We start from the raw sequence: 24,585 nt of genomic DNA, 5'->3' as shown, positions 1-24,585 counted from the left end.
GTCAGGCTCCTTGTGTAGTCGTAAGGCAGTATCCTACGCCGCGTACGGTTTTCAGCTGTACGCTGGTATCTATGGATTTTAGACGGCGGCGCAGAAAGTGAATATAGTTGTCGAGATTGCCGTCCTCAATTTCTGAATCCGGACCCCAGACACGCAGCAAAATGGTAGCGCGCGGCAAGATCTGCCCGGTATTTTTCAGGAAAAGAGACAGAAGATCGCCCTCGCGCCTGGAGAGGGTACAGCTTTTATCCCTGCAGGAAAGCAGGTTCTGATTCGGATCGTAGGCGAGATCCCCGAAGGAAAGGCAATTTGATTCGGTCAGTCGCTGCGGTCTGCGGCAGATACAGCGAATGCGGGCCATCAGCTCTTCAAAGGCAAAAGGTTTTACAATGTAGTCATCTGCACCGCAGTCCAGTCCAGTAATACGTTCATTTAAAGTGCCCAGAGCGGTCAGAAAAATGATCGGCACAGTGACGTGTTTTTTCCGGGCCTGGCGCAGCACCTCAAGTCCGTCCAGTTCGGGCAGCATCCGGTCCAGCAGAACCAGATCATGTGCATTTTCCAATATATAAAAAAGTCCTTCTTCGCCGTCGTTTGAAACAGTGACAGAAAATCCTTCCTGTTGGAGCATCAGGCTCAAAGAACGGCAGAGGGCGAGATCGTCTTCGATTAACAGTATGCGCATAATTATTTCACCTGATTTTTATTTTTGTCAATTCTTTTCTTAACTATATCATATAAAATAGAGGAAAAAACTCTATAATTCCTCTAAATTTCATAATTCATTTAGATAATTTTTAGAGGAACAGATGTTAGGCTTGGTACAGTGCAGCCAGAAGGGCTGTGTGTCGCAGGGGATGATTTCAGCTAAGTTTTTACATTTACCTGTGACAAATGAGGGGATTTTGTGATGTGTGGAGAAAAGAATGTGAGGAGGAATATTATGAATCAGATTTTAAGACGTTTCAGAAAAGGAGTCTGCACAGTTACGGCTTTCGCCTGTGTGCTTGCCAATTTGTTGCCAGTGACACCGGCGCTGGCGCAGGAAGAGGAGGCTGCAATGGGGCGTTACCTGGAAACGCAGGTGCAGCTTCCGGAAGAGTTTTTTATCAGGGATATTGTGCGCACGAGTGAGGGCTGCCTTCGGATGATCGGAACGGATGAGGAAGGGTATGCAATGTATGACAGTTGCGACGGAGGCGTGACCTGGGAAAAAGCTGCCGGGCTTTCGGAGGTAAGTGGGGATGATTATTTTTTAAGTATGATTTTAAATCCGGTAGGAGGCGGAGCCGGTATTTTGCTGGAAGGGTCGGACGATGGCGGGGCAGAGTCAGAGGCTGACTTAAACTGCAGCTTTGTGTCTTTCGATGCGGAGGGAAATACGCAGAAAACGCCCATGGATGACGGAATTGGTATGATTCTTCGTTTTTCCGGACAGGGGCAGCTTCTCGGTCTTTCTTATAACAGCGGGGTCAGTGTTCTGGACGGAGAAACGGGGGCGATAAGCAGTACGATTACATCGGCAACTGTCGATATGATCGGCGCCTGTGGAAATGAAGTGCTTTTATTGGGAGAGTCCGAGTTACTTAGGTATGATATGACGACCGGGGAACCGATTATGAGAGATGATGCACTGGATGAAGCACTGTACGCACAAGGCGGCAGTTATATGGTAGCTACGACGTTTGGAACAGCGATCGCCATGACGGAGGACGAAGAGGGCAGACTGTGTTACAGTACACGGAACGGAATTTTCTCGCATATGATGGGCGGCAGTGTCGTAGAACAGGTGGTGGATGGAAAACTCAGTTCCCTTTCAGACCCGAATGTGTTATTCCTTGGAATGGCTGTTCTGAATCAGAACTTTTATGTGGCTGTAGCAAACGGATCGGAGACGCAGCTGCTGCGTTATGAATATGATGCGGATGTACCAAGTACGCCACAGAAGGAGCTGAATGTTTATTCACTGCGTGAGAGTGGTGCGGTACGTCAGGCGGCAGTGTTGTTTCAGAAAAAATATCCGGATGTCTATGTGAATTATAAAATCGGAATGACAGGAGACGATGGTGTGACAGTGTCAGATGCATTGCGCACATTGAATACGGATATTTTGGCAGGAAACGGACCGGATGTGCTGATTCTTGACGAGATGTCAGTCGATACATACGTCAGACAGGGACTTTTGGCAGATCTGAGTGACATTGTATCAGAAATTCAGGGGAGTGATGGAATTCTGGAGAATGTGGCAAGAGTTTATGAATCAGATGGCATTCTTCCGGCTGTTCCGGCAAAGTTCGGAATGCTGGTAGCGGCTGGCGATCCGGAAATGATCGGCTCTGTTGAAGGGTTTGACTCTCTTGCAGGTCTCGCTGCGCAGGCAGGTGTACTGGCTACGTATGACGTTGTGAGCATGGGGGAAATTCTGTATCGAAACTGTGCGGGAAGCTGGAAAAATGAAGATCAAACCATCAATCAGGAAAAGCTTTCTGAGTTTATCAAAGGGGTAAATACAATTGCACGGGTATATAGGGAAAACGCGTCTGAAAAAACATTGGAAAAGATTGATGGATACCAGAACGGAATATATGCGACTTGGGTGATGATGGATCATTATTCTAGCACTATGGCAGATGATATTTCATTGGGGATTCTTGATCTGCTTTCAGAAACAAAAGTGAAACTTGGTTCTTTAAACAGTACAATGGCTTATGCAGGATTGTGTTCCATCAACCAGAAGACAGGGGCCTGCAAGGCGTCATTGCTTTCTGTACAGCAGTCAGATGTATTTCTTCCGTATTGTGTAATGGGAATTCTGAATACGGCAAAAGAGCAGGAAAGCGCAAAAGATTTTGTAAAATATATGCTGTCGTTTGAAGGCCAGATGCAGAACAAGAATAACGGTTTTTCCGTAAATGTAAAATCACTGGAAGAAGAAATTTATACGAATACGTACGGAATTGACGATAACGGCGGCTATACGGTGTCCAGCAGCCAGATTGATGAAGAAGGTATGATGATGGATATTGAGCTGACTTATATCTGGCCGTCCGTTGAGGAGCTGGACGCTTTATATGAGATGGCAAAACAGGTCAGCGTTGCGGCAGATCTTGAGCGTGTGCAGCATGACGTAATTATAGAAGAACTGGAACGCTGCTTAAACGGCGAGATTGGAGAGGATGAGGCAATCAATACGATTATGCAGAAAATGAACCTGTATCTTGCAGAGTAATACAGGAAAAGGGTGGTGTCATGCTTGCAAGGAAACGGAGGGCAGGCAGGAAGAAAATGGCGGGAGTCTGTTTTCTCCTGCCAGGGTTTCTCGGAGTTTTGTTTTTTACGCTGCTGCCGTTTATCGAAGTGGTGAAGCGATCGTTTCAGAGCGCGATTACGTTAGATTGGGTAGGATTTAAAAATTATAAGGAAGTGTTTTCCAATACGGCTTTTCGGATGGCAGCGGGAAATACGCTTCGGTTCACACTGATCTGTATTCCGCTTCTTGTAGTAGTATCTCTGATCCTGGCAGTTATTTTACAGAGGTTGAAATTTGCGAAAAATTTACTTAAGAGTGGATTCCTCATACCCGTGGCGGTTCCGGCCGCTTCGGTAGTACTGGTGTGGAAGGTTTTGTTTCATTCCAGTGGGTTGATCAATGGTTTGATTGAAAAAACGGGTCAAGCGAAGATTGCTTGGATGACGAGTGACGCGGCGTTTCTGGTACTGGTTATCAGTTACCTTTGGAAAAATATCGGATACGATATGATTCTTTGGATGGCGGGACTTGCCGGAATCCCGAATGAGATATATGAGGCGGCGCGGGTGGACGGAGCCGGGGAGTTGCGGTGTTTTCGAAGTATTACGCTGCCGAATTTGTTGCCGTCGCTGTATACGATTACGGTACTTTCCTTTCTGAATTCCTTTAAGGTATTCCGAGAGGCATGGCTGGTGGCCGGAGATTATCCGCATCAGAGTATGTATTTGCTTCAGCATTTGTATAATAACTGGTTTCGTGAGTTGTCGTTTGATAAGATTTCGGCGGCGGCGGTGATTAATGCGGCAGTGGTGCTTGTATTGATTCTGGTGCTGCAAAGGTCATGGGAACGAGAGTGAGAAGGACGGAAGGGTTGATTAGCGGTCCAATAAATGAAAGTTTGGATTTGAAAATTTTGAGTGAAAACAGGAAACAGACAGGGAGGGTGAAGGGTATGGTAAAAAAAGGATGGGTACAGGAAAGAAGGAGAACAAGCAGAAAAAGGCTTGTGGCTGGAGCGTTGATTTTGGGGCTTGCGGCGGGGACACCTGAACCTTTGGATGCAGCACAGAGCGGGGCTTCTGGGCGGTATTTGGAAACAGATGTGAATTTACCTGAAACGCAGGGGCGTTTGGAGCTTTATGATATTAAGAGACTGGATGACGGGAAGCTTCGGCTTCTTGGTTCGGATGAGGAAAACGGAATGTCAGCATGGGACAGTGCAGATGGTGGTGACACCTGGGAACTCGCCGTTTCGCTTCCACAGGAGTATGAAAATCTGTATTTTACAGAAGCAACATTGCGTGCAGATGGCGGAGGAGCCGGGCTTGCAATGGAGAATCTGGGAAGTTCTGAGGAGCAGTATTGTTTTGTCTCATTTGATGCACAGGGGAATGCGGTGTGTACAGAAGAAGAAAGACCAACATTTGGACAGCTGAAGTTCTTACAGGACGGATCGCTGGTCTGGATGTTGGCGAACGGTGAGGTGTATTCCGTAAGTCCAGAAAATGGTGAGTCAATAAATCTGCTTGGAAGCGGGGCGGATATCATTGCCACCTGCGGCAGTGAGGCGCTTCTTTTGATGGACAACGGCGTGCAGAGAGTCGATGTGGCAAGCGGGGAACCGATTGTGCGGGACGACGCGCTGGAAGGAGCGCTGTTTGCTGGGAGTGTAAGTTATGAGATCAATTCTTCCAGTGGGTATCCGATTCTTTTTACAGAGGATGAGGAGGGAAGATTGTATTACTGTACATCAGAAGGGATTTTTTCACATGTAATGGGTGGAGGTGTGCTGGAACAGATTGTGGACGGTTCCTTGAATGCCTTATCTGATCCGAGCAGATCTTTGGTGGCCATGGAAATTGCAGATCAGAACTTTTACGTGATCTATTCAGATGCGGACGGAATGCACAAACTGATGAAGTTTTTGTATGACCCGGATATTTCCAGCGTGCCGGGAAAAACGCTGACCATCTATTCTTTGAGAGAAGATCAGGGAATCCGTCAGATGATCGTTTTGTTTCAGAAAGAGCATCCCGATATTTTTGTAAAATATGAAGTGGGAATGAGCGGCACAGATGGGATGACTTCTTCGGATGCACTGCGCACACTAAACACGGAAATTCTTTCAGGCGGTGGGCCGGATGTGCTGATTCTGGACGGAATGCCGGTGGAATCTTATGCAAAGAAGGGTGTTTTGGCAGATCTTAGCGGTATTTTAGATGAAGTAAAGGCCGAAGACGGGCTGCTGGAGAATATTGCGTATACGTATCAAACGGAAGACGGAGTTCCGGCAGTGCCTTCCCGCTTTGGAGTTCCGGTTGCGTTTGGAGAAACAGAATTTGTCTCACCGCTTTCTGATTTGGTATCTTTGGCAGACGTTCAAAAGCAGGGTGCGATGAGTATTACAAATATTCTTCTACTACCAGAAATTCTGTACTCGGCGAGCGCTGCGAGCTGGAAAAATGAAGACGGGACGATCAATTCAGAAAAATTATATGAGTTTATTCATGTTCTGAGAGGGATTTATTCGGATATGAGGGAAAATGCCTCACCGGAAACATTGACATGGGTGGATACGTACCGCGCAGAAATGAAAAAATTCAAACAAGAGGAGAATCTTGAGCTGAAAGATCTTGTCTTTTATTATATGGGGCTGCTAGATAAGGATTTAAGCGGCAATACGGCGCAGTTATGTACTGGTACATTGTATTCCATCGATGAACTTTCCGGCATTTCATCCATATGTCGTCAGAAAGAATCCTGTGAAATGAACGTGTATGCGGGGCAGGGTGACGGTGTATTTCAGCCGGTTGCCACGCTTGGCATATCGGCGGCATCGAAAGAACAGGAGGCATCGCTTATTTTGGTTAAATATCTGTTGTCGCAGGAAGCCGGCATACGAAATGGCGGACTGGGATTCCCTGTGAATGCAGCTGCTTTTACTTCTGTTTTGTATGATGCAAAATGGGGCGAGGAAAATGGTCCTTCTTACGGTTTTAGCTATGAAGGCTCTGAGGAAGGATTTCGTATTACGTTTTCCTGGCCGACCCAGGAAGAACTGGAGCGGTTTTCTGAAATGGTAGCAGAGCTTACTGTGTGTGCCGATACGCAGCTTGTACAACAGGAGGTTGTTCTGGAGGAGATTCAGAATTGTATGGATGGACTGATTGGTGAGGAAGATGCTGTAAATAGAATTATGCAGAGAATTAATTTGTATCTGATGGAGTAGCAGGTCAGGTCCGGGCATAAAATAGAAAATGCCCGGGCTTTTCTATTTACATTTTTCGAATATACTTTTATAGTAGTGATATACTAAAATAAAAAAAGTGAGGTTTTTATATGCCTGCAATGTATGCGCATGACCGTTTTGGAGCAGATGTTTCAAAGCGGGTAAGGGAAGATTTAAAAAATATCATTCAAAAATACTATCCGCAGTATCAAATTGGTTTGCAGGGACCGGATTTGTTTTTCTTTTACCGGCCCTGGGGGCACAATCCGGTAAATCGTTATGGAGTTCATTTACATGGCGTTTCGGCACTTCCATTTTTTGAACATGCGTGCAAAGTAATTCGGTATAAAGGGCGTGACAGCATGGAATATGCGTATCTGCTTGGTTTCATCTGCCATTTTATTCTTGACAGCGAGTGCCATCCTTATGTGCAACAGATGATAGAAAAGACAGGAGTGCAGCATCTGGAAATTGAGGAGGAGTTTGAAAAAAAATTGATCCGTATGGATGGAGGCGACGCTGTTTCTTATCCTTTGGCAAAACTTGTACCCACAGATCGCGAGACAGCGGAGGCAATCGTTCCGTTTTTTGCAAAAGGAATCACTGTGGAAATTGTGGAGCAGTCTCTGAAAGATTTGAGGACGGTCAAACGGCTGTTTACAAGACCGGGCGCTTTCGGGCAGTTTGTCATAAACACGTTGATGAAGCTGGCCGGACAGTACAAGGAAATGAAGGGCCTGATGCTTCAGCGCCGGGATAATCCGGCCTGTATCGCAAGCAGTGAAGGACTGATGCAGCATTATGATGCGGCGATCCAGGAAGCAGTCCGGATGATGGTGAATTTTGATGCGGCACTGTATGGCGCGTGTGCATTGGACGCGAGGTTTGATCGAACATTCGAATGACATTTGCCGTAAAAAGAGATTTTTATTTTTGAAAAGGGAGAATGGGAGGAAGTTATGAATCGCGAAAAAATGACAAAATTAGAGAAATACTGGATTTTGTATGATGTGGGGAATTCGGCTTTTATTATGCTGGTGTCAACGATCATACCGATTTATTTTAATTATCTGGCAGGGAATGCAGGAATCTCAGAGGTGGATTATCTGGCTTACTGGGGATATGCCGCATCGGTGGCAACGATTCTGGTGGCGCTGATTGGTCCGGTGCTGGGTACGATTGCCGATACGCAGAATTATAAAAAGCCGCTGTTTACGATCAGTATGATGGTGGGAGTCCTGGGCTGTGCGGCTTTATCAGTACCGACGTCCTGGATCGTATTTCTTGCAGTGTTTGTGATTGCAAAGGTTGGATATAACGCGAGTCTTATTTTTTATGATTCGATGTTGGTCGATATCACGCAGCCAGAACGCCTCGACATGGTTTCGTCAAACGGCTATGCCTGGGGATATATTGGAAGCTGTATTCCTTTTGTAATTTCTCTTGTTTTTGTGCTTATGTACGAAAAAATTGGCATTACCATGGGATTGGCAATGACGATCGCGTTTGTGCTGAATGCGCTATGGTGGCTGGTTGTGACGATTCCGCTTCTCAAAATGTATGAACAGAAGAATTATATTGAGATGCCGAAAAAGCCGATTCGAAGCAGTTTCTCCCGTCTTGGCGCGACGTTAAACGATATCAGTGGACAGAAAAATATATTTATGTATCTGCTGGCTTTTTTCTTTTTTATTGATGGTGTGTATACGATTATTGAGATGGCGACAGCTTATGGCAGTGCGCTGGGACTTGATTCTTCTGGCCTTCTTTTAGCGTTGCTTGTCACCCAGCTTGTGGCATTTCCGTGTGCATTAATTTTTTCCAGACTTTCCAAAAAATACAGGACTGAATTTTTGATAAAGGTGTGTATTCTAGCTTATACGGGTATTGCATTGTTTGCAATTCAGCTGGATAAGCAATGGGAGTTCTGGCTTTTGGCTGTCCTTGTCGGTATGTTTCAGGGAGCAATTCAGGCATTGTCACGTTCCTATTTCGCCCGGATTATTCCGCCCGAAAAATCCGGAGAATACTTTGGTATTTATGATATCTGCGGGAAAGGCGCTTCCTTTATGGGAACGATGCTGGTGGGTTTTGTAGCGCAGCTTACAGGTGTTGCGAACATTGGTGTTGCAATCATTTCTGTGATGTTTATGATTGGGTTTGTTTTGTTTGTAAAGGCAGCGAAGTTGAACAAATGACGGAACTGCTTTGAGGGGGTCCGGATTCCTGAAAACGGATTCCTGTGCTCTTTAAAACAGACGGATTTCCAGAGCTTTGGAAAGAAGGTATCGCATATCCTTCAGTGAAAAGCCCTGGAAATCCGTCTGTTTATTTGAAAAGGAATTATAGTTGGATGTGAAATCCTATCGTTCCCATCTTCCTGAAGCTCCGCACGGAAGGATCAATTTACTTTGGGTGACGGGCAGTCCGATTTCCTGTGATTCAACATGTCCGTTAAATTTTTTCAATTCTGTAGCAATCATGTAGGTAAGAACTGCCGGCGCGAGACCGGTTGTATAAGAATTCACGAGAAAGAAAAGCGGATCATCACTGAGCAGCTTTGCAGTCAGCTGGATAAATGGATGGATGGATTCCTCAATTTTCCAGATCTCGCCTTTGGGGCCGCGGCCGTAGGAGGGGGGGTCCATGATGATTCCGTCATAGTGGTTCCCACGGCGGAGTTCACGTTCTACAAACTTAACGCAATCATCGACAAGCCAGCGGATGGGTGCATCTGCAAGACCAGATGCTGCGGCATTTTCCTTGGCCCAACCGACCATACCCTTTGAGGCATCTACGTGTGTGACGGAAGCCCCCGCTGCGGCTGCCGCGAGTGTGGCGCCTCCGGTATAGGCAAAAAGATTCAGCACCTTAACGGGACGTCCGGCACTGCGAATTTTTTGGGAAAACCAGTCCCAGTTGGTAGCCTGCTCGGGAAACAGTCCGGTATGCTTAAAGCTGAATGGTTTGAGATGAAAGGTCAGATTCTGGTATCGAATGCTCCACTGTTCGGGCAGATCAAAAAATTCCCATTCTCCGCCGCCTTTTTTGCTGCGGTGGTAGTGGCCATTTGGTTTTTTCCAGCCAGAATGCTGGCGCGGGGTATTCCAGATCACCTGCGGATCGGGACGAACCAGCAGATAGTCACCCCAGCGTTCCAGTTTTTCTCCGTTTGATGTATCAATGACTTCATAATCGTTCCAGTTGTCGGCAATCCACATGTTCGTGTCGTGTCCTTTCTACTACAATATATTTATGGTTAATATCCCTATGCTATCAATTCGTAATGTAATGTAATGTAACAGAAAAATAAGCATCTGACGGGCAGGTGCTTATTTTCTGTTTTATGTGTCCTGCTCTTTAATTTTGCAGGATTTCTTCTTTTGTGCTATTGTGTGCACGTGCGTTTGCGTTATTGTGTAAATGTACGCATATAGTAGTTGATGTCTGCTGTATTCCGTCTGGTTTCCATAGAAATCAAGAGTCAGGGCATAATTCCTGGTTACAGACGAGTCAATGCGTTTGAGCTGAGCATCCATTTCATTCATGCGTACGTCCATCTGATCAAGCCGTGCATTCACTTTATCGAGTTGTTTGTAGATTGGCTGGAGCTTTATGTCCAAGAGTTCAGACAGCGCCTGCAAATCATCTTTGCTGAGTGCCATACGATCACCTCCGCTGAAACAACACGCTTTTATATTTAGTATGAGCTGTAGAAGAATCCGCCGGGCCCTGAAAACGACAGGATTCGCTGCTATGTAAATTCTACCATAGGTGACAGAGAATGTCTAACAAAATATACAGGCCGTATTTTCAGTTTTTCAAAAACTTATGTCCTGTAAGCGTTACTGCCATCATAATGTTTTTGTTTCTTTATTTTACATTATAAAAACTTCCTAAGCTGACTACTTGCGAAAAAACCAGTAAAATCAATACTTTTAAAAGCGGTTAGAAGTGGTAAAAAGCAGGGAAATGTATGTAAATCATATATTATTCCTGCACCACTCCTATACCAATATTCCTACACAAAAGACATTCTATTTTATTTTTTCTATTTCCTCTCTCAGCCAGTCAAACTCTCTTGCTGTGTACACTTTTTCAGTGATGTCAGAAATCTTATGTCCGACCATATATTTGATGGCGTATTCATCGATGCCATATTTTTTTGCCATACTCACAAAATGCTTTCGTCCATCATGTGGCCTACAATCTGTTTTGTCACTGTTTATGGTATCATAAAACTCGTATCACGACATAAAAGCAGGAAGGAGTCCTAACAAGGACTCTTTCTTTTTATCCTAGCTTAGAAATCCAGTACGCAGGTGACGGAAAAACGTGGTATTTTGATATCTGAAAAATTCCCGGGTGGAAGATTCTGAAAAACATTTTGAAAGGAGAACTCTATGGAACTTATAATCATCTTTGCAATCGGTATCGTGGTTGGCTCGATTATAACCAGAATGGTAACCAAACCTTTGGATTTTGGCACTTTACGGATCGATACCTCTGACCCGGATGGACCATTTATGTTTCTGGAACTGTCCAAGGATGTAGATGCCGTAGCATCCAAGAAGTATGTAATTCTTAAAGTCAACCTCAAAAGTTATATTTCGCAGAAATAACAGTTCCTTTTATGGAAACTGATAAAACCGAGTGAAAGGAGAAAAACAAAATGGAAGAAATCCGCAACTTATTGGACGAGGAGATTAAAGCAGAAATCGAAGCATTATCTTCTATGCAATTCGGGAGCAAAGAACATTTGACAGCGACAGAAAATCTGGCAACGTTGTACAAGCTGAGGGTCGATGAGACTAAAACAGCACTGGACTTCGAGGAGAAATCAGAAAATCGTAAAAACGATGATGAGTTTAAGAAGAACCAGTTAGCTGAACAGGTCAAAGACCGATACTTCAGGCTTGGTACGGCAGCGGCCGAGTTAATATTGCCGTTGATGTTCTATGCAATCTGGATGCGCAGGGGATTTAAGTTCGAGGAAAGCGGAACATACACCTCAACAACATTCAGAGGATTATTTAACCGTTTTAGACCGACGAAGAAATAAGGAATTTGAGAGTTTCGGAACGAGAGGACGTGTGAAAAGCATGTCCTTTTCGTTTTTCTACGTGATTTTTACAGTCCCTATTATGGAATGGAGATGCAAAAGAGCTCTTTATCTCTTGACTTAATATAGAGAGTAACCGTACAATAATGCTGTTACTTTCGGATTATCAAGGAGGTAATGACTTTATGAGCCAAAAAATTATCAGACCCGAAGGTATGGAATTGGTAGAATACCTGAATAACGGGTATGCGATTTGCAACAAATGTGGGGCTGTAATGGACCGCAGAGAAGATCTAAACGGTGGATGTGATATTTACGCCTGCCCATCATGTGGATGGGAAGTGGATGAAATGGAATATGAGTACGAAGATGACGAAGAAGTAGAATGGACATCAAGCGTACATAAGAGTTTTGGAGGTGATATTCCACCGGCAGGATGCAGAGCCTGCGGAGGTCCATATCCGCATTGCAAAACGTCATGTAAACTATTTGACGATTAAAGAATTATCAACACAAGAGGGAGTCCTGACGAGGGCTCTTTCTTTTGCTTTTGGGAGGCTGGCATGAGATACCATTACAAAAAGCCTGCTATTTATCTTTCGATGTATGGTAAACTTTATATTTGTGAACATCCAGTTTATAACAGTTGCACTCTTTTTCAGATTAGTGATAAAGGATTAGCCGTCATTCAGCAACGATATGACTCAGAGACAAAGAGTACGTGGTGGAGTGAAGTTGACCCATGGCTGACAGATGATTTATATTTGCATCCGGGATTCAAGAAATACTTTGACGAACGAGCTGGAGAATGTAAAGATGGTCTCTACCCTACTGTTACCATCCGGCAGATTATGTGGGCGTTGAAGATGAAGCCAATTGCGAGAGAACGGTGGGAAACGGTCTTTGACAGACGTGATATTTAGACGCAAAATTTACAGCTCCTTTTATGGAAAATTATGCATTTATGAAAGGAGAAAAAAAGTGAGCAAAACAGAAAAGCATTTAAGCAGTAAGATACGCATATTTGAGGATATGCTGCTACGAAGTAAAAATGTCTATGAAATGGAAACACTCAGAAGTGAACTTGCAAAGATGCGTATATCATTACAGAAATTACAGTATGAGAGAGAGTCCTAACAAGGGCTCTTTCTTTTTGCGCTTAAAATACAACCCCCTTTATGAAAAACCAACGTTTGGAAAGGAGAAAAAGGAGTATGGACGAAATGAAAATCAACTCAAAATTCTTGAGGAACTTGATTGCCAAGTTTGTAAAAAGAGAGGTAAAGAAAAAAGCCGGATATGAAGTGGATATCCAGTTGAATGAATTCACCGCAACGGTTACAGACGGAACGGCTCATGTTCACTTGAATATAGATGCGGAATTGGGAAAAGATGAGCTTACAAAGCTCCTGGCAGCGATTGGTTTATAAAGAGTTGAGACTGTGGAAACACGGTCTCTTCGCTTTTACATACGCAAAATTTACAACTTCTTTTATGAAAAAAATAGAAGGAGGATGAAAGTATGCTTACTATTATTTTATTGGTTACGGGGATTCTTATTTTGGGGACGCAGTTTAAAATCGTAAGAATGCTGAAACAAATTGGGAAAGAAATTAACCAGATCGAAGGATGGAACGGTATACCGAAAGAACACTATTTTTAACAGGAGTGGAGTCCTAACAAGGGCTCTTTCTTTTTGCGCGATATTTACATTGCGTATTATGAAAGGATGGTGAAGAGTTATGACTTTATTAGGATGTGCACTGATTTTGATTGGGGTGTTAATTCTGATAAAAGGTAGAAACGATACCAACGATTAGCAAAAATGTAAAAAGGGAATGCGTTTAAACGGGTTCTCTTTTTTCTTCGCATAAAATACAACTTCTTTTATGAAAAAAATAGAAGGAGGATGAAAGTATGCTTACTATTATTTTATTGGTTACGGGGATTCTTATTTTGGGGACGCAGTTTAAAATCGTAAGAATGCTGAAACAAATTGGGAAAGAAATTAACCAGATCGAAGGATGGAACGGTATACCGAAAGAACACTATTTTTAACAGGAGTGGAGTCCTAACAAGGGCTCTTTCTTTTTGCGCGATATTTACATTGCGTATTATGAAAGGATGGTGAAGAGTTATGACTTTATTAGGATGTGCACTGATTTTGATTGGGGTGTTAATTCTGATAAAAGGTAGAAACGATACCAACGATTAGCAAAAATGTAAAAAGGGAATGCGTTTAAACGGGTTCTCTTTTTTCTTCGCATAAAATACAACTTCTTTTATGAAAAAAATAGAAGGAGGATGAAAGTATGCTTACTATTATTTTATTGGTTACGGGGATTCTTATTTTGGGGACGCAGTTTAAAATCGTAAGAATGCTGAAACAAATTGGGAAAGAAATTAACCAGATCGAAGGATGGAACGGTATACCGAAAGAACACTATTTTTAACAGGAGTGGAGTCCTAACAAGGGCTCTTTCTTTTTGCGCGATATTTACATTGCGTATTATGAAAGGATGGTGTAACGATATGATATTATTTACGGTGTTATTGATTCTGTTACTGGTATTTAGTGTATGTGCTATTTTCACGATTGGAACATGTGGAATAGTATTTATACTGATGTTTGGTGATGTGATTATATGTATCGGTCTAATAGTTATCATTATTAGATACATTATCAAGCGAAGGAAGTGAGCCGCTAACAACGGCTCTTTTTCTTTTTACGCGAAATTTACAGGTTATATTATGGAGAGACAGTAGCTCAATTGGTAGAGCGCCACACACCCGTGGAAGTTATAGGTTCGAGTCCTATCTGCTTCTCTTAAGTTTGGAGTCGGCAACGGCTCTTTTATTTTTGCCAAAAATGAAAGGAGAAAACATATGGGCAAATTTACAATGGGGTTGCGACGATCATCCCCGACAATCCTAACTGCTTTAGGAATCGTCGGCGTTGTTGGTACGGCTGTAACGGCAGTACGAGCAACACCTAAAGCATTGCGGCTTATTAAAGCCAAGAAAGATGAGCTGGAAACGGATAAGCTTACACCTATGGAACTTGTACAGACGACTTGGCAATGTTATATTCCGTCAGTCTTGATAGGTATTGGCACCGTTACGTGTATTGTTGGTATTGGTGTAATGGACAAGCGCAATCAGGCGGCTTTGACGAGCGCATACGCTATGCTTAACGAATCCTACAAGCAGTACCAACAAGCAGCCAAAAAAGTTTATGGCGAAGATGCTGATAACAAAATCCATGCTGAAATAGCTAAAGAAACCTATATTTCGGCTGACGGGTTAGGTGTCTATTCGGCGGATATGGACTCGGAAAGCGAAAAAATTCTTTGTTATGACATGTTTTCCAAGAGATATTTTACTGCAACAATGGCCGCCATAGTGAACGCTCAGTATCATATAAATCGAAATCTTCAACTTCGAGGCTATACAACTATAAATGAGTTCTATGATTTCCTTGGTCTTGACGGAATCAAATACGGAGATGAAATAGCCTGGGCTATGGACGATCTTATGGAAGGTGGAATTATGTGGCTTGACTTTGAAAATCATCGCACTGTGATGGAAGACGGTTTGAAATGTTGTGTGATATCCGCTGTCTGGGACCCTAACAAATTTGATGGGAAATTGGATATTTCTTAGTTCGCAAAAATTGCAAGTTCTATTATGAAAAGGAGGTAATCGCTTTATGGCTACTAAGAGTAAATTGATTAAAGTTCTTGGTCTGGCGGCGACTTTTATAGGAGTGGCGGCAACGCTTGTAACCGATTGGGTCAACGAGCAGAAGATGGATGAAAAAATCGAAGAAAAAGTAAACGAAGCACTTGCCAAAAGAGATGACGAAATTGAGGAGTCCTAACAGGGACTCTTCTTTTCTGTTATAAGGGGAGAGCTATGTCTAAGTATGAACAGGTTATTTTGATTATTGAGGATTATATTTTCGATTTCACAGAACCACAACGAAGTTGGGATAAGCATTGGTTCAAGGAAGTTAGTTATCAACGATGGGCTGGAAACGAACTCTTGAATTGTATTCGCAAAAATCCGGAACAAGACCCAATTGATATCATTTCGGACTTCGCAACAAAGACACGAGAATTTTCTATGAAAGACCACGCTGATAAAAGAGACAGGCAGATATTTAATGTTGCCTATGAAATAGCAACAGACATCTTGGAAATTACAAGATGTTTGAAATAATTAGCCAAAATTGAAAGGAGAAAAAAATCATGAAGGTAGCAAGAAAGGTGCTGTTCAAGACAAACGAAATTTGTGTAGGAGATCAGATTACGGTGAGGCTGAGCGGCTTCGGAAAGTTTACGGCCACGGCTCAGAGAGTGACGGACAAGGGAATTCTTTTCCTGTTTGACGAGGTTATCGCCCGGCATCCGATGAATGAGACCAACACCAATGAGGGTGGTTTCGATAAATCGGATATGTGCAGGTGGCTCCGCGAAACGGTTCTTCCGGAAATGCCGGAAAAGCTGAGAACCAGAATCCGCGAGATTACGCTTCCTACATACGGGGAGATTTTCGGCCATGACGATTTTTACGAAAACTTTGAGCCGGATAATGATGAACAGTTCGAGCTTATGAAGCGGCGCGGAAACAGAGTCTGTGATTTTGAGGATGACTGGTGTTGGTGGTGGCTCCGCAATGCTACTAAGAAAAACATTTCTTCGGCTTATTTCGCTCGTGTGAGCGCCGGTGGCTATACGGGCTCCGGCGGCGCTTCGGCCTCTGGTGGGGTTCGTCCGGAGTTCTGGTTGGTTAAATAATCGCCGCCCCTTGTGGGCGGTTTTATATTTTTGAAAGGGGATGCGCTTATGTGCGACCAGAATCGAAAGGAGAACATCAATGGACAAAAAAACAATAGCGGCAACTATTCGAAACATGCAAACTGCCGTGAAAAAACACAGTCCGGAAATTCTAACCGGAATCGGGATTGCCGGAATGATTACAACAACCGTACTGGCGGTCCGGGCTACACCAAAGGCTTTAATTCTTATTGAAGAAAAGAAAGATGAGCTGGAGGTAAATGAACTTACACCGAAAGAAACCGTTCAGGCTGCATGGGCTTGTTATATTCCGACGGCTGTTATAGGAACTGTTTCGATAGCTTGTTTAATCGGAGCCAGTTCAGTAAATATGAGGCGTCGGGCTGCTCTTGCCACGGCTTATACACTCTCGGAGTCCGCTTTGAAAGAGTATCAGGAGAAAGTAGTAGAGACCATCGGAGAGAAGAAAGAACAGAGTATACGGGATGCGGTCGCCAAGGACAAAATCGAGAAGAATCCAGTAAGCAATCGTGAAGTGGTTATCGTTGAGCGAGGAAATACTCTTTGCTACGATACCGTGTCTGGACGATATTTTAAGTCGGATATTGACAAGATCAAGAAAGCTGTCAATGAACTTAATCTCCGGATGCGGGACGAGATGTATATTTCCCTGAACGAGTTCTATTATGAAATCGGTTTGAACGGGACTCTCCTTGGCGATGAACTCGGCTGGAATATTGACCAGGGATATATTGATGTGTCATTCAGCTCTCAATTGGCTGACGATGGGACTCCCTGTCTCGTAATTGAGTATCATATTGCTCCGAGATACGATTTCAGCAACGGCTAATACGCGAAAAAAACAATGTCTTTAATGGAAGAACCACCTATTTTTCTAACTATGAAAGGAGAACAAAAATGGAAGCTAATGAAATTATGACGAACGAAGAGGTTATGGAAACCACTACTGAGGAAATCGTTAAAGCAAGTTCCGTGAGCGGATTTAAGACCGCGGCTGTTTTCGGATTGGTGTTTATCGCCGGCTATGTGGCTGGTAAGTACATCATCGACCCGACGATAGCACGTATCAAGGCCCGCAAGCTGAACAAGCAGACGGTTATGCAGGACGACTTCGATGACTTCGAGGAAGCAGCTATCGTAAGCGGAGAAAGTGTTGAAAATCCGGAATAAGGATTAGAAAACAGGGTTCGGACGAGGGAGAGTGCCTGAAACAAGGTGCTTTCCCTTTTCCTTTTTGCAAGGAGGTGCTATATGAACCAGTATGCGTATGATGGACCGGTTATGGAATTTGAAAACTGTGTAGCGCATCGTTGGAAATCAACCACCTATGCCGTGTCTGAGAAAAAAGCAAGGAGTAACCTTGTATATCAATTTAAAAAGCAGCACAACAGACTTCCTAATACGAAAATTACGTTACCTGGGAAGCTGATTGCTGTCTAGGGAAAGGAGAAAGTAAATGGAGGAGTACAAGCCGAATTCTCATAAATCAAAAGAGGAACAGCGAGAATCCGATGCTTTGCCTGAGAAAAAAGTGGGGAAAGTAATCACCGGCTCTGCGAAATCAAAAAAGAAAGGTGAAATGCAGAAGTTCGCAGATGTCTTTATCTCCGAGGATGTCGGGAATGTCAAATCTTATATCATTATGGAGGTGCTGGTACCGGCGGTAAAGAAAGCCATCTCTGATATAGTGACAAACGGGATTGACATGATTCTGTATGGAGAAACGGGCCGCACCAAGAAAAATTCAACCGCTTCCAAGGTATCCTACGGAAAATTCTATGACAGGGAATCGGACCGGAGGCGGGATTATCGCTCGTCTGGAACCCGAAGCGGGTATGACTATGATGACATTATATTTGAAACCCGTGGGGATGCGGAATCCGTTCTCGATGCCATGAATGACATTATCAGTCAATACGGAGTTGTCAGTGTTGGAGACCTGTATGACCTCGCTGATGTATCAACAAACAATTATGCCGTGAATAAGTACGGCTGGACAGATATTAGCGGATGCAAGCCTGTTCGGGTGAGAGATGGTTATATTCTCAAATTACCTAAGGCACTGCCACTGAATTAAGGAGGGGTTATCATGTATGAATCAAACGATAAAATGGTATCCCATCCGGATCACTATCAGTCGGAAACAGGTCTGGAAGTGATTCAGGCGATAGAGGCTTTCACATTTGATCTCAAGGGTATCGAAGCAGTGGATACCGGTAACATCATCAAATATGCGTGCCGCTGGAAGAAAAAGAACGGAATCCAGGATTTAGAGAAAATCATGTGGTACACGCAGCATCTTATCGATCATCTTAAAAATTTGGAAAAGGAGACTATTTAACCATGAAAAAAGAAGAGATTGTGACGAAGGTAAGCGGAACCTTCAATAAAGTCGGATTTCAGTTGAAGAAACACAGCCCGGAGATTCTCATTGTGGCGGGTATCGTTGGAACGGTGGCAAGTACAGTTATGGCGTGCCGGGCGACAACGAAGGTCGGAAAAATCATCGACAAGACTAAGAACGACGTGGATGAGATCCACGATGCAACAGAAAAGGGCGTAACAAAGGCTGGCGAGGATTACTCAATCGAGGATTCCAAAAAGGATCTGTCGGTTGTCTATCTTCAGACCGGGGTAAAATTGGCTAAGCTGTATGCTCCGGCTGTAGCTCTTGGAACTTTATCCATCACCAGCATTCTGGCATCGAACAATATTCTTCGTAAGCGGAATGTAGCGCTGGCAGCGGCCTATGCGACAGTGGACAAGAGCTTCAAAGAATACCGGAAACGGGTTATTGAGCGCTTTGGTAAGGAGATTGACCGGGAACTAAAGTATAACATCAAGGCGGAAAAGGTAAGCGAAACCGTTATTGACGAGGAAACCGGCAAGGAAAAGAAAGTGAAGAAGACCGCTTTTGTCGTGAATCCGTCTGATGTAAGCGGATACGCCCGGTTCTTTGAGAAGTATACGATGGATGAAGACGGAAACAGTGTCCTGAACCCTCATTGGGAAAGCAACAATGAATACAATCTGATGTTCCTGAAAGCACAGGAGAAGTATGCCAACGATTTGCTCCGGGCAAAGAAGCGCCTTTTCCTGAACGATGTTTATGACATGCTGGGACTGCCCCCGACAAAGGCCGGCCAGGTTGTTGGATGGGTTTATGACGCCGAACATCCCATCGGCGATAACTATGTTGATTTTGGTTTGTATGCGGATAATCTGAGCTATTCGGACTTTGTAAACGGCGCTGATCCGGCTATCCTTCTCGACTTCAATGTGGACGGAAACATCTGGGAATTGATGTGACTGACAGATGGATTGGATGGTTTTGGCTCAGGAAATCCATATCGGGACATGACTGACTGCCCTTGGTTTGGTTCTAAAGACTGGCGGAGGGCAGCCGGATATTTTTAAGGAGATGTACATGAAAAAAATAACTGCAATAGCTACGGCTTTTTCTTTGTGTATGATTCTGATATTTTCAATCACTACACACTCTGCCGGAAGTGAAATCCCTGCTGATTCACAGGCAATAGAAATCATTCCGGTATCTATGCCGGTGGTTACTTATATTCCGATAGAGGGAATCTCAGAGTCAAATGTGGAAGAAGTTACAAAGGAAGAACTTTTATCGGAGGAAGATATTTCGCTGATAGCGTTAGTAACGATGGCAGAGGCTGAAGGAGAATGCGAAAAAGGAAAGCGATTGGTAATCGACACCATACTTAACCGTATGGACTCAGAGTATTTTCCTGATACAACCTATGATGTTATTTATCAGCCGTATCAGTTTTCTTCAATGTGGAACGGACGTGTAGACCGCTGTGAAGTAAGGGAGGATATTTGTCAGCTTGTCCAAGAAGAACTGGAGGTTCGGACAAACTACGATGTTATATTCTTTACCGCTGGTTGCTACAGCGATTACGGCGTTCCCATGTTTCAGGTAGAAAACCATTATTTTTCGAGTTATGAATGAAAGGTGATTCTTATGAACGGTTTTTTAACATTGGTATCTTATACACTGGCTGCTATGGCCGGAATCTGTTTTGTCGGTGGGCTTGCCGTATTATCCGGCGGAAAGGAGCAGTAATCGTGGATGGTATTGGGAATTTGATATCCATGCTCGATTATGTGCTGGATACAAAAAGAAAAAGGCACATTACCGGCGGTATTCTGCTGAGCGTTTCCTTACTCTTCGGAGGACTGGCGCTTACGGTAATGACTATCAAAAACGAGGAGGACGAAGAAAATGAGTAAAGCAACGGGGTTCGTGATGTTTGTTTTGGGCGCGGCTATTGGCTCCATAGTAACCTGGCAGTATACCAGGAAAAAATATGAACAGATTGCCCAGGAGGAAATTGATTCGGTAAAGGAGATATTTTCCAGACGGGAATCGGCTGCGGATGTTGAAATTACAGCTCCTAAGCCGCAGACGGCAAAGATTGGTAAGCCGGAGGAAAAACCGGATATTACCGAATATGCTGCAAGGCTGGAACGGGATGGGTATACCAACTATTCAAACGTGGGCGCCGAACAGAAAAAAGAGGAGCAGGAAACGATGGAGATTAAACCCTATGTAATCTCACCGGAAGAATTTGGCGAGTTTGAGGATTATGAGAGAATCAGTCTCAGTTACTATGTGGACCAGGTTCTGGCAGATGAAGACGATGAAAAGGTAGACGATGTGGATAATGTTGTAGGTCTTGAATCTCTGACCCATTTCGGGGAGTTTGAGGACGATTCGGTATTTGTCAGAAATGACAGGCTGAAATGCGACTATGAAATTCTTCTGGACCAGAGGACTTATTCAGACGTTATGAAACAGAGGCCGCATCAGATGGAGGTATGATGACAAGGAGCGAGCTGAATAGCGAATACTTCGATTGGATGTGTCGGCTCGTATGCAACCGCCGGTATACCAGAGGTCTGTCCTATCAAAAACTTTTGCGGTTTCTTCGTAACGTGGATTTTAATTACACGATTGAAATGGATGGAAACCGGGAAGAAGATGGGATAGATCTCCGGTATCGGTTTGGCTACGAGAATTCATACGAAAACGCCATGATTTCAAGCTATTTGGATAATAGTCCCTGTAGCGTTTTGGAAATGATGATTGCCCTCGCTATTCGTTGTGAAGAACATATTATGGACGACCCGGATATCGGGAATCGGACCGGACAATGGTTCTGGGGTATGATTGAGAATCTTGGTTTAAGGAAACTGACCGATGCGAGATTTGATGAGGATTATGCGGAGGAAATCGTTCAAAGATTCTTAGACCGGAGATACAAACGAAATGGAGAGGGCGGCCTGTTTACGGTGGAACATTGCCGACGGGATTTAAGAACGGTTGAAATCTGGTATCAGATGTGCTGGTACTTAGACGAAATCGTATAGTTTGGGAGGTTTCGTATGACTCACAACGAAGTGTATAAATGGTTTGAATTATATTTTCCGCTTTATGCGGGCGAGAACGCCGCCGCATGGTTTCCAAACGGTAAAAACAGCATTCGGGTCAGACAGACCAATGGAGCAGAGTTTATATTTACCTATGGCGGCAAAGACGATTGGCGGTTTGAAACCGTTAAAAGTTTTATCAAGGACATGAAAGGAGGAAAAGGCTGATGTGCGAAATGCTTGGTTATATTTTTGGAAATTTACGGTCATCGGAAACGGCGATTAAAGAAATTCGCAGAACACTCAAGTATCAGAGCAGGTTTAACCGCAATGTTGGGATTTGGGTCGGCGCCATCACTGCTTATGTGGTTATTACGGAACTGGACCGCCGGGAACAGAACAAAAAAATAAAGGAACTCAGAAATGAGATTGAGGAATTAAAGCGCTCGGAAGGAGAGTAAAAAATGCGATGATCGACTTTTTGATGATTTCAACACGTAGTACAAAGCGTGGTGTAATAGAAATCTATCCGAAGTTCATTATTAAAAAAAGCTCCGATCTGATGATTCGAGGTGGTGACTTCTACGCTATCTGGATTGAGGAACGTGGTTTATGGTCTACGGACGAGCAGGATGCTTTGCAGCTCATTGACTGCGAACTGGATAGATATGCAGAAGAAAACCGCCGGCGCTTTGACTCCGATATAAAAGTCCTGCATATGTGGGATGCAGAATCCGGAATGATTGATTCTTGGCACAAGTATTGTCAAAAACAGATGCGGGATTCATTTCATATGCTGGACGAAAAACTTATATTTTCCAACACAGAGACCAACAAAAAAGATTACGCCAGTAAAAAGCTGAATTATCCGCTTGAAGCTGGCGATTTGTCTGCTTATGAAAAGTTGATGTCAACTTTATATTCTGAGGAAGAACGGCAGAAGATTGAATGGGCGATTGGTTCGATTGTGTCTGGAGAATCCAAACGGTTGCAGAAATTCATGGTGTTATATGGAGCCGCAGGAACGGGTAAATCCACAGTGCTGAACATCATTCAGCAGCTCTTTGAAGGGTATTACTCGGTATTTGATGCGAAAGCACTGGGTTCATCCAGTAATTCTTTTGCGTTGGAGGCGTTTAAGAGCAATCCTCTTGTGGCGATCCAGCATGACGGCGACTTGTCCAGAATTGAAGATAACACAAGGCTTAACAGTCTGGTTTCTCATGAACTTATGACGGTGAACGAAAAGTTTAAATCGACCTACTCCAACCGGTTCAAGTGTTTTCTCTTTATGGGGACAAATAAACCGGTGAAGATTACGGACGCGAAATCCGGTTTGATTCGGCGATTGATAGATGTTTCGCCAACAGGTAACAAACTGAATCCGAACGATTACAAAGACATTGTGAAGCGGGTTGGGTTTGAACTGGGGGCGATTGCGTATCACTGTCAGGAAGTATATTTATCCGCGCCGGGTATGTATGACGATTATATTCCGATTGCCATGCTTGGGGCGTCCAATGATTTCTATAACTTCATTGTTGATTCATACCATGTGTTCAAAAAAGAAGACGGGACGACAATGAAAGCGGCATGGGAGATGTACAAGACTTACTGCGACGAAGCAAAGGTATCTTTTCCATTCTCCCAAAGAATCTTTAAGGAGGAATTGAAAAACTATTTTCGGGACTATAAGGAACGGTTCAATCTTGAAGATGGTTCGCGGGTTCGCAGTTACTATTCCGGATTTCGGACTGAGAAATTTGAAACCGAAAAAAATCCGGCAGGTGAAAATGCGGAAACAAAACCAACATCCATCGAGTTCAAAGAGCAGGAATCTGTTTTCGACAAGGAATGTGAAACCTGCCCGGCCCAATACGGAACAGATGCTGGTACGCCTGGGAAAAAGTGGGCGAATGTCAAAACAACCTTGGCCTCTTTGGATACTTCACAATTACACTATGTCAAGGTTCCCGAAAACCATATCGTAATTGATTTTGATATTCCGGACGAGGAGGGAAATAAATCTTTTGAAAGGAATGTAGAAGAAGCAAGTAAATGGCCGCCAACTTATGCGGAACTCAGTAAAAGCGGATGCGGAGTGCATCTGCATTATATTTATACGGGAGATCCGGCAAGACTGAGCCGCATTTATGATGACCATGTAGAAGTTAAGGTGTTCACAGGCAACAGTTCATTAAGACGAAAAGTGTCGAAATGCAACAACCTGCCTATCGCGACAATTAGCTCTGGTTTACCGCTGAAAGGAGAAAATAAAATGGTAAATTTTGAAGCAGTTCAAAGCGAGAAAGGGCTTAGAACACTGATAAAACGTAATCTCAACAAAGAGATTCATCCGGGTACTAAGCCCAGTATCGACTTTATTTACAAAATACTGGAGGATGCATATTCCAGTGACTTAAAATATGATGTCACGGATATGAGGAATGCAGTATTGGCATTTGCAGCGAACAGTTCTCATCAGGCTGATTACTGTATCAAGTTGGTAAACAAGATGCAGTTTAAATCTGCCGACACGTCCACAGCCGTGAAAAATGAGAATGCGAAACTGATATTTTATGACGTTGAGGTCTTTCCCAACCTGTTTCTTGTAAACTGGAAAATCGAAGGTGAGGGAAAGCCGGTTGTACGGATGATTAACCCGACGCCATCTGAGATAGAGGACTTAATGAGGTTCCGTTTAGTTGGATTTAATTGCCGCAGGTATGACAATCATATTCTGTACGCCCGGCTTATGGGATATTCAAACGAGCAGCTCTATAATCTGTCCCAGAAAATTATCAATGGCAGCGCAAATTGTTTA

35 protein-coding genes and 1 tRNA gene are annotated in these 24,585 nt (G+C 43.7%); 32 read left to right on the top strand and 4 right to left on the bottom strand.

Features of this window, described 5'->3' with window-relative positions; genetic code table 11:
* Position 1: 1 nt before the first annotated feature.
* Positions 2 to 685: a response regulator transcription factor gene (locus AC6I2O_RS18765; protein ID WP_120392510.1), complete on the bottom strand. Its 684-nt coding sequence runs from the start codon at positions 683 to 685 to the stop codon at positions 2 to 4.
* Between the two features lie 258 nt (positions 686 to 943).
* On the opposite strand from AC6I2O_RS18765, the gene AC6I2O_RS18760 reads away from it, so the two are divergent.
* The 5 genes from AC6I2O_RS18760 (at position 944) to AC6I2O_RS18740 (ending at position 8,677) form a co-directional block, all read left to right on the top strand.
* Positions 944 to 3,229 carry an extracellular solute-binding protein gene (locus AC6I2O_RS18760; protein ID WP_497743468.1) on the top strand — a complete coding sequence of 762 codons (2,286 nt, stop codon included), beginning with the start codon at positions 944 to 946 and terminating at the stop codon, positions 3,227 to 3,229.
* A 56-nt stretch (positions 3,230 to 3,285) separates the two neighbouring features.
* A complete protein-coding gene (locus AC6I2O_RS18755; RefSeq protein ID WP_497743467.1) occupies positions 3,286 to 4,107 on the top strand; it encodes a carbohydrate ABC transporter permease in 822 nt (273 codons plus the stop codon).
* A gap of 95 nt (positions 4,108 to 4,202) precedes the next feature.
* Positions 4,203 to 6,479 carry an extracellular solute-binding protein gene (locus AC6I2O_RS18750; protein WP_497743466.1) on the top strand — a complete coding sequence of 759 codons (2,277 nt, stop codon included), beginning with the start codon at positions 4,203 to 4,205 and terminating at the stop codon, positions 6,477 to 6,479.
* Between the two features lie 110 nt (positions 6,480 to 6,589).
* Positions 6,590 to 7,384: a zinc dependent phospholipase C family protein gene (locus AC6I2O_RS18745; RefSeq protein ID WP_497743465.1), complete on the top strand. Its 795-nt coding sequence runs from the start codon at positions 6,590 to 6,592 to the stop codon at positions 7,382 to 7,384.
* Positions 7,385 to 7,438: 54 nt separating this feature from the next.
* Positions 7,439 to 8,677, top strand: a complete 1,239-nt coding sequence (locus AC6I2O_RS18740; RefSeq protein ID WP_497743464.1) for an MFS transporter — start codon at positions 7,439 to 7,441, stop codon at positions 8,675 to 8,677.
* A 165-nt stretch (positions 8,678 to 8,842) separates the two neighbouring features.
* Here AC6I2O_RS18740 and AC6I2O_RS18735 read toward each other — a convergent pair whose 3' ends face one another.
* The 3 genes from AC6I2O_RS18735 to AC6I2O_RS18725 form a co-directional block, all read right to left on the bottom strand.
* Positions 8,843 to 9,700, bottom strand: coding sequence for a class I SAM-dependent methyltransferase (locus AC6I2O_RS18735; RefSeq protein WP_497743463.1), 858 nt, complete (start codon positions 9,698 to 9,700; stop codon positions 8,843 to 8,845).
* Between the two features lie 123 nt (positions 9,701 to 9,823).
* Complete coding sequence (locus AC6I2O_RS18730) at positions 9,824 to 10,144, bottom strand: hypothetical protein (RefSeq protein ID WP_497743462.1); 321 nt, start codon at positions 10,142 to 10,144, stop codon at positions 9,824 to 9,826.
* A 372-nt stretch (positions 10,145 to 10,516) separates the two neighbouring features.
* Positions 10,517 to 10,657, bottom strand: a complete 141-nt coding sequence (locus AC6I2O_RS18725) for a hypothetical protein (RefSeq protein ID WP_497741533.1) — start codon at positions 10,655 to 10,657, stop codon at positions 10,517 to 10,519.
* 225 nt (positions 10,658 to 10,882) lie between these two features.
* On the opposite strand from AC6I2O_RS18725, the gene AC6I2O_RS18720 reads away from it, so the two are divergent.
* The 27 genes from AC6I2O_RS18720 to AC6I2O_RS18590 all read left to right on the top strand — a co-directional run.
* Positions 10,883 to 11,101 (top strand): hypothetical protein, encoded by a 219-nt coding sequence (locus AC6I2O_RS18720; RefSeq protein WP_497741534.1) that lies wholly within the window; start codon positions 10,883 to 10,885, stop codon positions 11,099 to 11,101.
* A gap of 50 nt (positions 11,102 to 11,151) precedes the next feature.
* Positions 11,152 to 11,541 carry a hypothetical protein gene (locus AC6I2O_RS18715; protein WP_120484274.1) on the top strand — a complete coding sequence of 130 codons (390 nt, stop codon included), beginning with the start codon at positions 11,152 to 11,154 and terminating at the stop codon, positions 11,539 to 11,541.
* Positions 11,542 to 11,726: 185 nt separating this feature from the next.
* On the top strand, positions 11,727 to 12,041 hold the full coding sequence (locus AC6I2O_RS18710; RefSeq protein ID WP_120484275.1) for a hypothetical protein: 315 nt from the start codon (positions 11,727 to 11,729) through the stop codon (positions 12,039 to 12,041).
* 63 nt (positions 12,042 to 12,104) lie between these two features.
* A complete protein-coding gene (locus AC6I2O_RS18705; protein ID WP_120484276.1) occupies positions 12,105 to 12,464 on the top strand; it encodes a hypothetical protein in 360 nt (119 codons plus the stop codon).
* A 58-nt stretch (positions 12,465 to 12,522) separates the two neighbouring features.
* Entirely contained in the window at positions 12,523 to 12,678 is a 156-nt protein-coding gene (locus AC6I2O_RS18700) for a hypothetical protein (RefSeq protein ID WP_497741535.1), read from the top strand.
* Between the two features lie 77 nt (positions 12,679 to 12,755).
* Positions 12,756 to 12,971, top strand: coding sequence for a CTP synthase (locus AC6I2O_RS18695; protein ID WP_120484277.1), 216 nt, complete (start codon positions 12,756 to 12,758; stop codon positions 12,969 to 12,971).
* A gap of 92 nt (positions 12,972 to 13,063) precedes the next feature.
* Complete coding sequence (locus tag AC6I2O_RS18690) at positions 13,064 to 13,204, top strand: hypothetical protein (RefSeq protein ID WP_158604885.1); 141 nt, start codon at positions 13,064 to 13,066, stop codon at positions 13,202 to 13,204.
* A 254-nt stretch (positions 13,205 to 13,458) separates the two neighbouring features.
* Positions 13,459 to 13,599 carry a hypothetical protein gene (locus AC6I2O_RS18685; RefSeq protein ID WP_158604885.1) on the top strand — a complete coding sequence of 47 codons (141 nt, stop codon included), beginning with the start codon at positions 13,459 to 13,461 and terminating at the stop codon, positions 13,597 to 13,599.
* Between the two features lie 254 nt (positions 13,600 to 13,853).
* On the top strand, positions 13,854 to 13,994 hold the full coding sequence (locus tag AC6I2O_RS18680; RefSeq protein WP_158604885.1) for a hypothetical protein: 141 nt from the start codon (positions 13,854 to 13,856) through the stop codon (positions 13,992 to 13,994).
* A gap of 303 nt (positions 13,995 to 14,297) precedes the next feature.
* A tRNA-OTHER gene (locus AC6I2O_RS18675) sits at positions 14,298 to 14,367 on the top strand.
* 60 nt (positions 14,368 to 14,427) lie between these two features.
* Positions 14,428 to 15,204, top strand: coding sequence for a DUF6353 family protein (locus AC6I2O_RS18670; protein WP_497741536.1), 777 nt, complete (start codon positions 14,428 to 14,430; stop codon positions 15,202 to 15,204).
* Between the two features lie 46 nt (positions 15,205 to 15,250).
* Positions 15,251 to 15,421 carry a hypothetical protein gene (locus AC6I2O_RS18665; protein WP_166545148.1) on the top strand — a complete coding sequence of 57 codons (171 nt, stop codon included), beginning with the start codon at positions 15,251 to 15,253 and terminating at the stop codon, positions 15,419 to 15,421.
* 35 nt (positions 15,422 to 15,456) lie between these two features.
* Positions 15,457 to 15,762: a hypothetical protein gene (locus AC6I2O_RS18660; protein ID WP_120484280.1), complete on the top strand. Its 306-nt coding sequence runs from the start codon at positions 15,457 to 15,459 to the stop codon at positions 15,760 to 15,762.
* A 29-nt stretch (positions 15,763 to 15,791) separates the two neighbouring features.
* Positions 15,792 to 16,340: a DUF6273 domain-containing protein gene (locus AC6I2O_RS18655; RefSeq protein ID WP_497741537.1), complete on the top strand. Its 549-nt coding sequence runs from the start codon at positions 15,792 to 15,794 to the stop codon at positions 16,338 to 16,340.
* Positions 16,341 to 16,419: 79 nt separating this feature from the next.
* Positions 16,420 to 17,190, top strand: coding sequence for a DUF6353 family protein (locus tag AC6I2O_RS18650; RefSeq protein ID WP_497741538.1), 771 nt, complete (start codon positions 16,420 to 16,422; stop codon positions 17,188 to 17,190).
* 68 nt (positions 17,191 to 17,258) lie between these two features.
* On the top strand, positions 17,259 to 17,531 hold the full coding sequence (locus AC6I2O_RS18645; protein WP_497741539.1) for a hypothetical protein: 273 nt from the start codon (positions 17,259 to 17,261) through the stop codon (positions 17,529 to 17,531).
* 81 nt (positions 17,532 to 17,612) lie between these two features.
* A complete protein-coding gene (locus AC6I2O_RS18640) occupies positions 17,613 to 17,801 on the top strand; it encodes a hypothetical protein (protein ID WP_130435793.1) in 189 nt (62 codons plus the stop codon).
* A gap of 16 nt (positions 17,802 to 17,817) precedes the next feature.
* Positions 17,818 to 18,438: a hypothetical protein gene (locus AC6I2O_RS18635; RefSeq protein WP_130435794.1), complete on the top strand. Its 621-nt coding sequence runs from the start codon at positions 17,818 to 17,820 to the stop codon at positions 18,436 to 18,438.
* Between the two features lie 12 nt (positions 18,439 to 18,450).
* Positions 18,451 to 18,702 carry a DUF3310 domain-containing protein gene (locus AC6I2O_RS18630; protein WP_130435795.1) on the top strand — a complete coding sequence of 84 codons (252 nt, stop codon included), beginning with the start codon at positions 18,451 to 18,453 and terminating at the stop codon, positions 18,700 to 18,702.
* A 2-nt stretch (positions 18,703 to 18,704) separates the two neighbouring features.
* A complete protein-coding gene (locus tag AC6I2O_RS18625) occupies positions 18,705 to 19,670 on the top strand; it encodes a DUF6353 family protein (RefSeq protein WP_497741540.1) in 966 nt (321 codons plus the stop codon).
* 118 nt (positions 19,671 to 19,788) lie between these two features.
* Positions 19,789 to 20,340, top strand: coding sequence for a cell wall hydrolase (locus AC6I2O_RS18620; protein WP_497741541.1), 552 nt, complete (start codon positions 19,789 to 19,791; stop codon positions 20,338 to 20,340).
* 116 nt (positions 20,341 to 20,456) lie between these two features.
* Positions 20,457 to 20,621 (top strand): histidine kinase, encoded by a 165-nt coding sequence (locus AC6I2O_RS18615; RefSeq protein ID WP_130435798.1) that lies wholly within the window; start codon positions 20,457 to 20,459, stop codon positions 20,619 to 20,621.
* Positions 20,614 to 21,213, top strand: a complete 600-nt coding sequence (locus tag AC6I2O_RS18610; RefSeq protein WP_497741542.1) for a hypothetical protein — start codon at positions 20,614 to 20,616, stop codon at positions 21,211 to 21,213. The genes AC6I2O_RS18615 and AC6I2O_RS18610 overlap by 8 nt, the downstream gene beginning before the upstream one ends.
* The gene (locus tag AC6I2O_RS18605) at positions 21,210 to 21,761 is read left to right on the top strand and encodes a hypothetical protein (protein ID WP_497741543.1); all 552 of its coding nucleotides are present in this window, start codon (positions 21,210 to 21,212) and stop codon (positions 21,759 to 21,761) included. The genes AC6I2O_RS18610 and AC6I2O_RS18605 overlap by 4 nt, the downstream gene beginning before the upstream one ends.
* Positions 21,762 to 21,776: 15 nt before the next feature.
* A complete protein-coding gene (locus AC6I2O_RS18600) occupies positions 21,777 to 21,989 on the top strand; it encodes a forkhead box protein (RefSeq protein WP_130435800.1) in 213 nt (70 codons plus the stop codon).
* Positions 21,989 to 22,222, top strand: coding sequence for a hypothetical protein (locus AC6I2O_RS18595; RefSeq protein WP_497741544.1), 234 nt, complete (start codon positions 21,989 to 21,991; stop codon positions 22,220 to 22,222). The genes AC6I2O_RS18600 and AC6I2O_RS18595 overlap by 1 nt, the downstream gene beginning before the upstream one ends.
* A gap of 8 nt (positions 22,223 to 22,230) precedes the next feature.
* On the top strand, positions 22,231 to 24,585 hold a 2,355-nt coding region (locus AC6I2O_RS18590), incomplete at its 3' end, for a DUF5906 domain-containing protein (protein ID WP_497743461.1).

It is taken from the genome of Blautia sp. St.27G3 (assembly GCF_059728505.1).
The sequence above is the reverse complement of the archived record's forward strand: the minus strand, read 5'-3'. Positions and strand labels throughout refer to the sequence as shown.

Bases quoted from the DNA above. Each gene is read 5' to 3' on its own strand.
- AC6I2O_RS18765 (WP_120392510.1), bottom strand. From the start codon at position 685: ATGCGCATACTGTTAATCGAAGACGATCTCGCCCTCTGCCGTTCTTTG.
- AC6I2O_RS18760 (WP_497743468.1), top strand. From the start codon at position 944: ATGAATCAGATTTTAAGACGTTTCAGAAAAGGAGTCTGCACAGTTACG.
- AC6I2O_RS18755 (WP_497743467.1), top strand. From the start codon at position 3,286: ATGGCGGGAGTCTGTTTTCTCCTGCCAGGGTTTCTCGGAGTTTTGTTT.
- AC6I2O_RS18750 (WP_497743466.1), top strand. From the start codon at position 4,203: ATGGTAAAAAAAGGATGGGTACAGGAAAGAAGGAGAACAAGCAGAAAA.
- AC6I2O_RS18745 (WP_497743465.1), top strand. From the start codon at position 6,590: ATGCCTGCAATGTATGCGCATGACCGTTTTGGAGCAGATGTTTCAAAG.
- AC6I2O_RS18740 (WP_497743464.1), top strand. From the start codon at position 7,439: ATGAATCGCGAAAAAATGACAAAATTAGAGAAATACTGGATTTTGTAT.
- AC6I2O_RS18735 (WP_497743463.1), bottom strand. From the start codon at position 9,700: ATGTGGATTGCCGACAACTGGAACGATTATGAAGTCATTGATACATCA.
- AC6I2O_RS18730 (WP_497743462.1), bottom strand. From the start codon at position 10,144: ATGGCACTCAGCAAAGATGATTTGCAGGCGCTGTCTGAACTCTTGGAC.
- AC6I2O_RS18720 (WP_497741534.1), top strand. From the start codon at position 10,883: ATGGAACTTATAATCATCTTTGCAATCGGTATCGTGGTTGGCTCGATT.
- AC6I2O_RS18715 (WP_120484274.1), top strand. From the start codon at position 11,152: ATGGAAGAAATCCGCAACTTATTGGACGAGGAGATTAAAGCAGAAATC.
- AC6I2O_RS18710 (WP_120484275.1), top strand. From the start codon at position 11,727: ATGAGCCAAAAAATTATCAGACCCGAAGGTATGGAATTGGTAGAATAC.
- AC6I2O_RS18705 (WP_120484276.1), top strand. From the start codon at position 12,105: ATGAGATACCATTACAAAAAGCCTGCTATTTATCTTTCGATGTATGGT.
- AC6I2O_RS18695 (WP_120484277.1), top strand. From the start codon at position 12,756: ATGGACGAAATGAAAATCAACTCAAAATTCTTGAGGAACTTGATTGCC.
- AC6I2O_RS18690 (WP_158604885.1), top strand. From the start codon at position 13,064: ATGCTTACTATTATTTTATTGGTTACGGGGATTCTTATTTTGGGGACG.
- AC6I2O_RS18685 (WP_158604885.1), top strand. From the start codon at position 13,459: ATGCTTACTATTATTTTATTGGTTACGGGGATTCTTATTTTGGGGACG.
- AC6I2O_RS18680 (WP_158604885.1), top strand. From the start codon at position 13,854: ATGCTTACTATTATTTTATTGGTTACGGGGATTCTTATTTTGGGGACG.
- AC6I2O_RS18670 (WP_497741536.1), top strand. From the start codon at position 14,428: ATGGGCAAATTTACAATGGGGTTGCGACGATCATCCCCGACAATCCTA.
- AC6I2O_RS18665 (WP_166545148.1), top strand. From the start codon at position 15,251: ATGGCTACTAAGAGTAAATTGATTAAAGTTCTTGGTCTGGCGGCGACT.
- AC6I2O_RS18660 (WP_120484280.1), top strand. From the start codon at position 15,457: ATGTCTAAGTATGAACAGGTTATTTTGATTATTGAGGATTATATTTTC.
- AC6I2O_RS18655 (WP_497741537.1), top strand. From the start codon at position 15,792: ATGAAGGTAGCAAGAAAGGTGCTGTTCAAGACAAACGAAATTTGTGTA.
- AC6I2O_RS18650 (WP_497741538.1), top strand. From the start codon at position 16,420: ATGGACAAAAAAACAATAGCGGCAACTATTCGAAACATGCAAACTGCC.
- AC6I2O_RS18645 (WP_497741539.1), top strand. From the start codon at position 17,259: ATGGAAGCTAATGAAATTATGACGAACGAAGAGGTTATGGAAACCACT.
- AC6I2O_RS18640 (WP_130435793.1), top strand. From the start codon at position 17,613: ATGAACCAGTATGCGTATGATGGACCGGTTATGGAATTTGAAAACTGT.
- AC6I2O_RS18635 (WP_130435794.1), top strand. From the start codon at position 17,818: ATGGAGGAGTACAAGCCGAATTCTCATAAATCAAAAGAGGAACAGCGA.
- AC6I2O_RS18630 (WP_130435795.1), top strand. From the start codon at position 18,451: ATGTATGAATCAAACGATAAAATGGTATCCCATCCGGATCACTATCAG.
- AC6I2O_RS18625 (WP_497741540.1), top strand. From the start codon at position 18,705: ATGAAAAAAGAAGAGATTGTGACGAAGGTAAGCGGAACCTTCAATAAA.
- AC6I2O_RS18620 (WP_497741541.1), top strand. From the start codon at position 19,789: ATGAAAAAAATAACTGCAATAGCTACGGCTTTTTCTTTGTGTATGATT.
- AC6I2O_RS18610 (WP_497741542.1), top strand. From the start codon at position 20,614: ATGAGTAAAGCAACGGGGTTCGTGATGTTTGTTTTGGGCGCGGCTATT.
- AC6I2O_RS18605 (WP_497741543.1), top strand. From the start codon at position 21,210: ATGATGACAAGGAGCGAGCTGAATAGCGAATACTTCGATTGGATGTGT.
- AC6I2O_RS18600 (WP_130435800.1), top strand. From the start codon at position 21,777: ATGACTCACAACGAAGTGTATAAATGGTTTGAATTATATTTTCCGCTT.
- AC6I2O_RS18595 (WP_497741544.1), top strand. From the start codon at position 21,989: ATGTGCGAAATGCTTGGTTATATTTTTGGAAATTTACGGTCATCGGAA.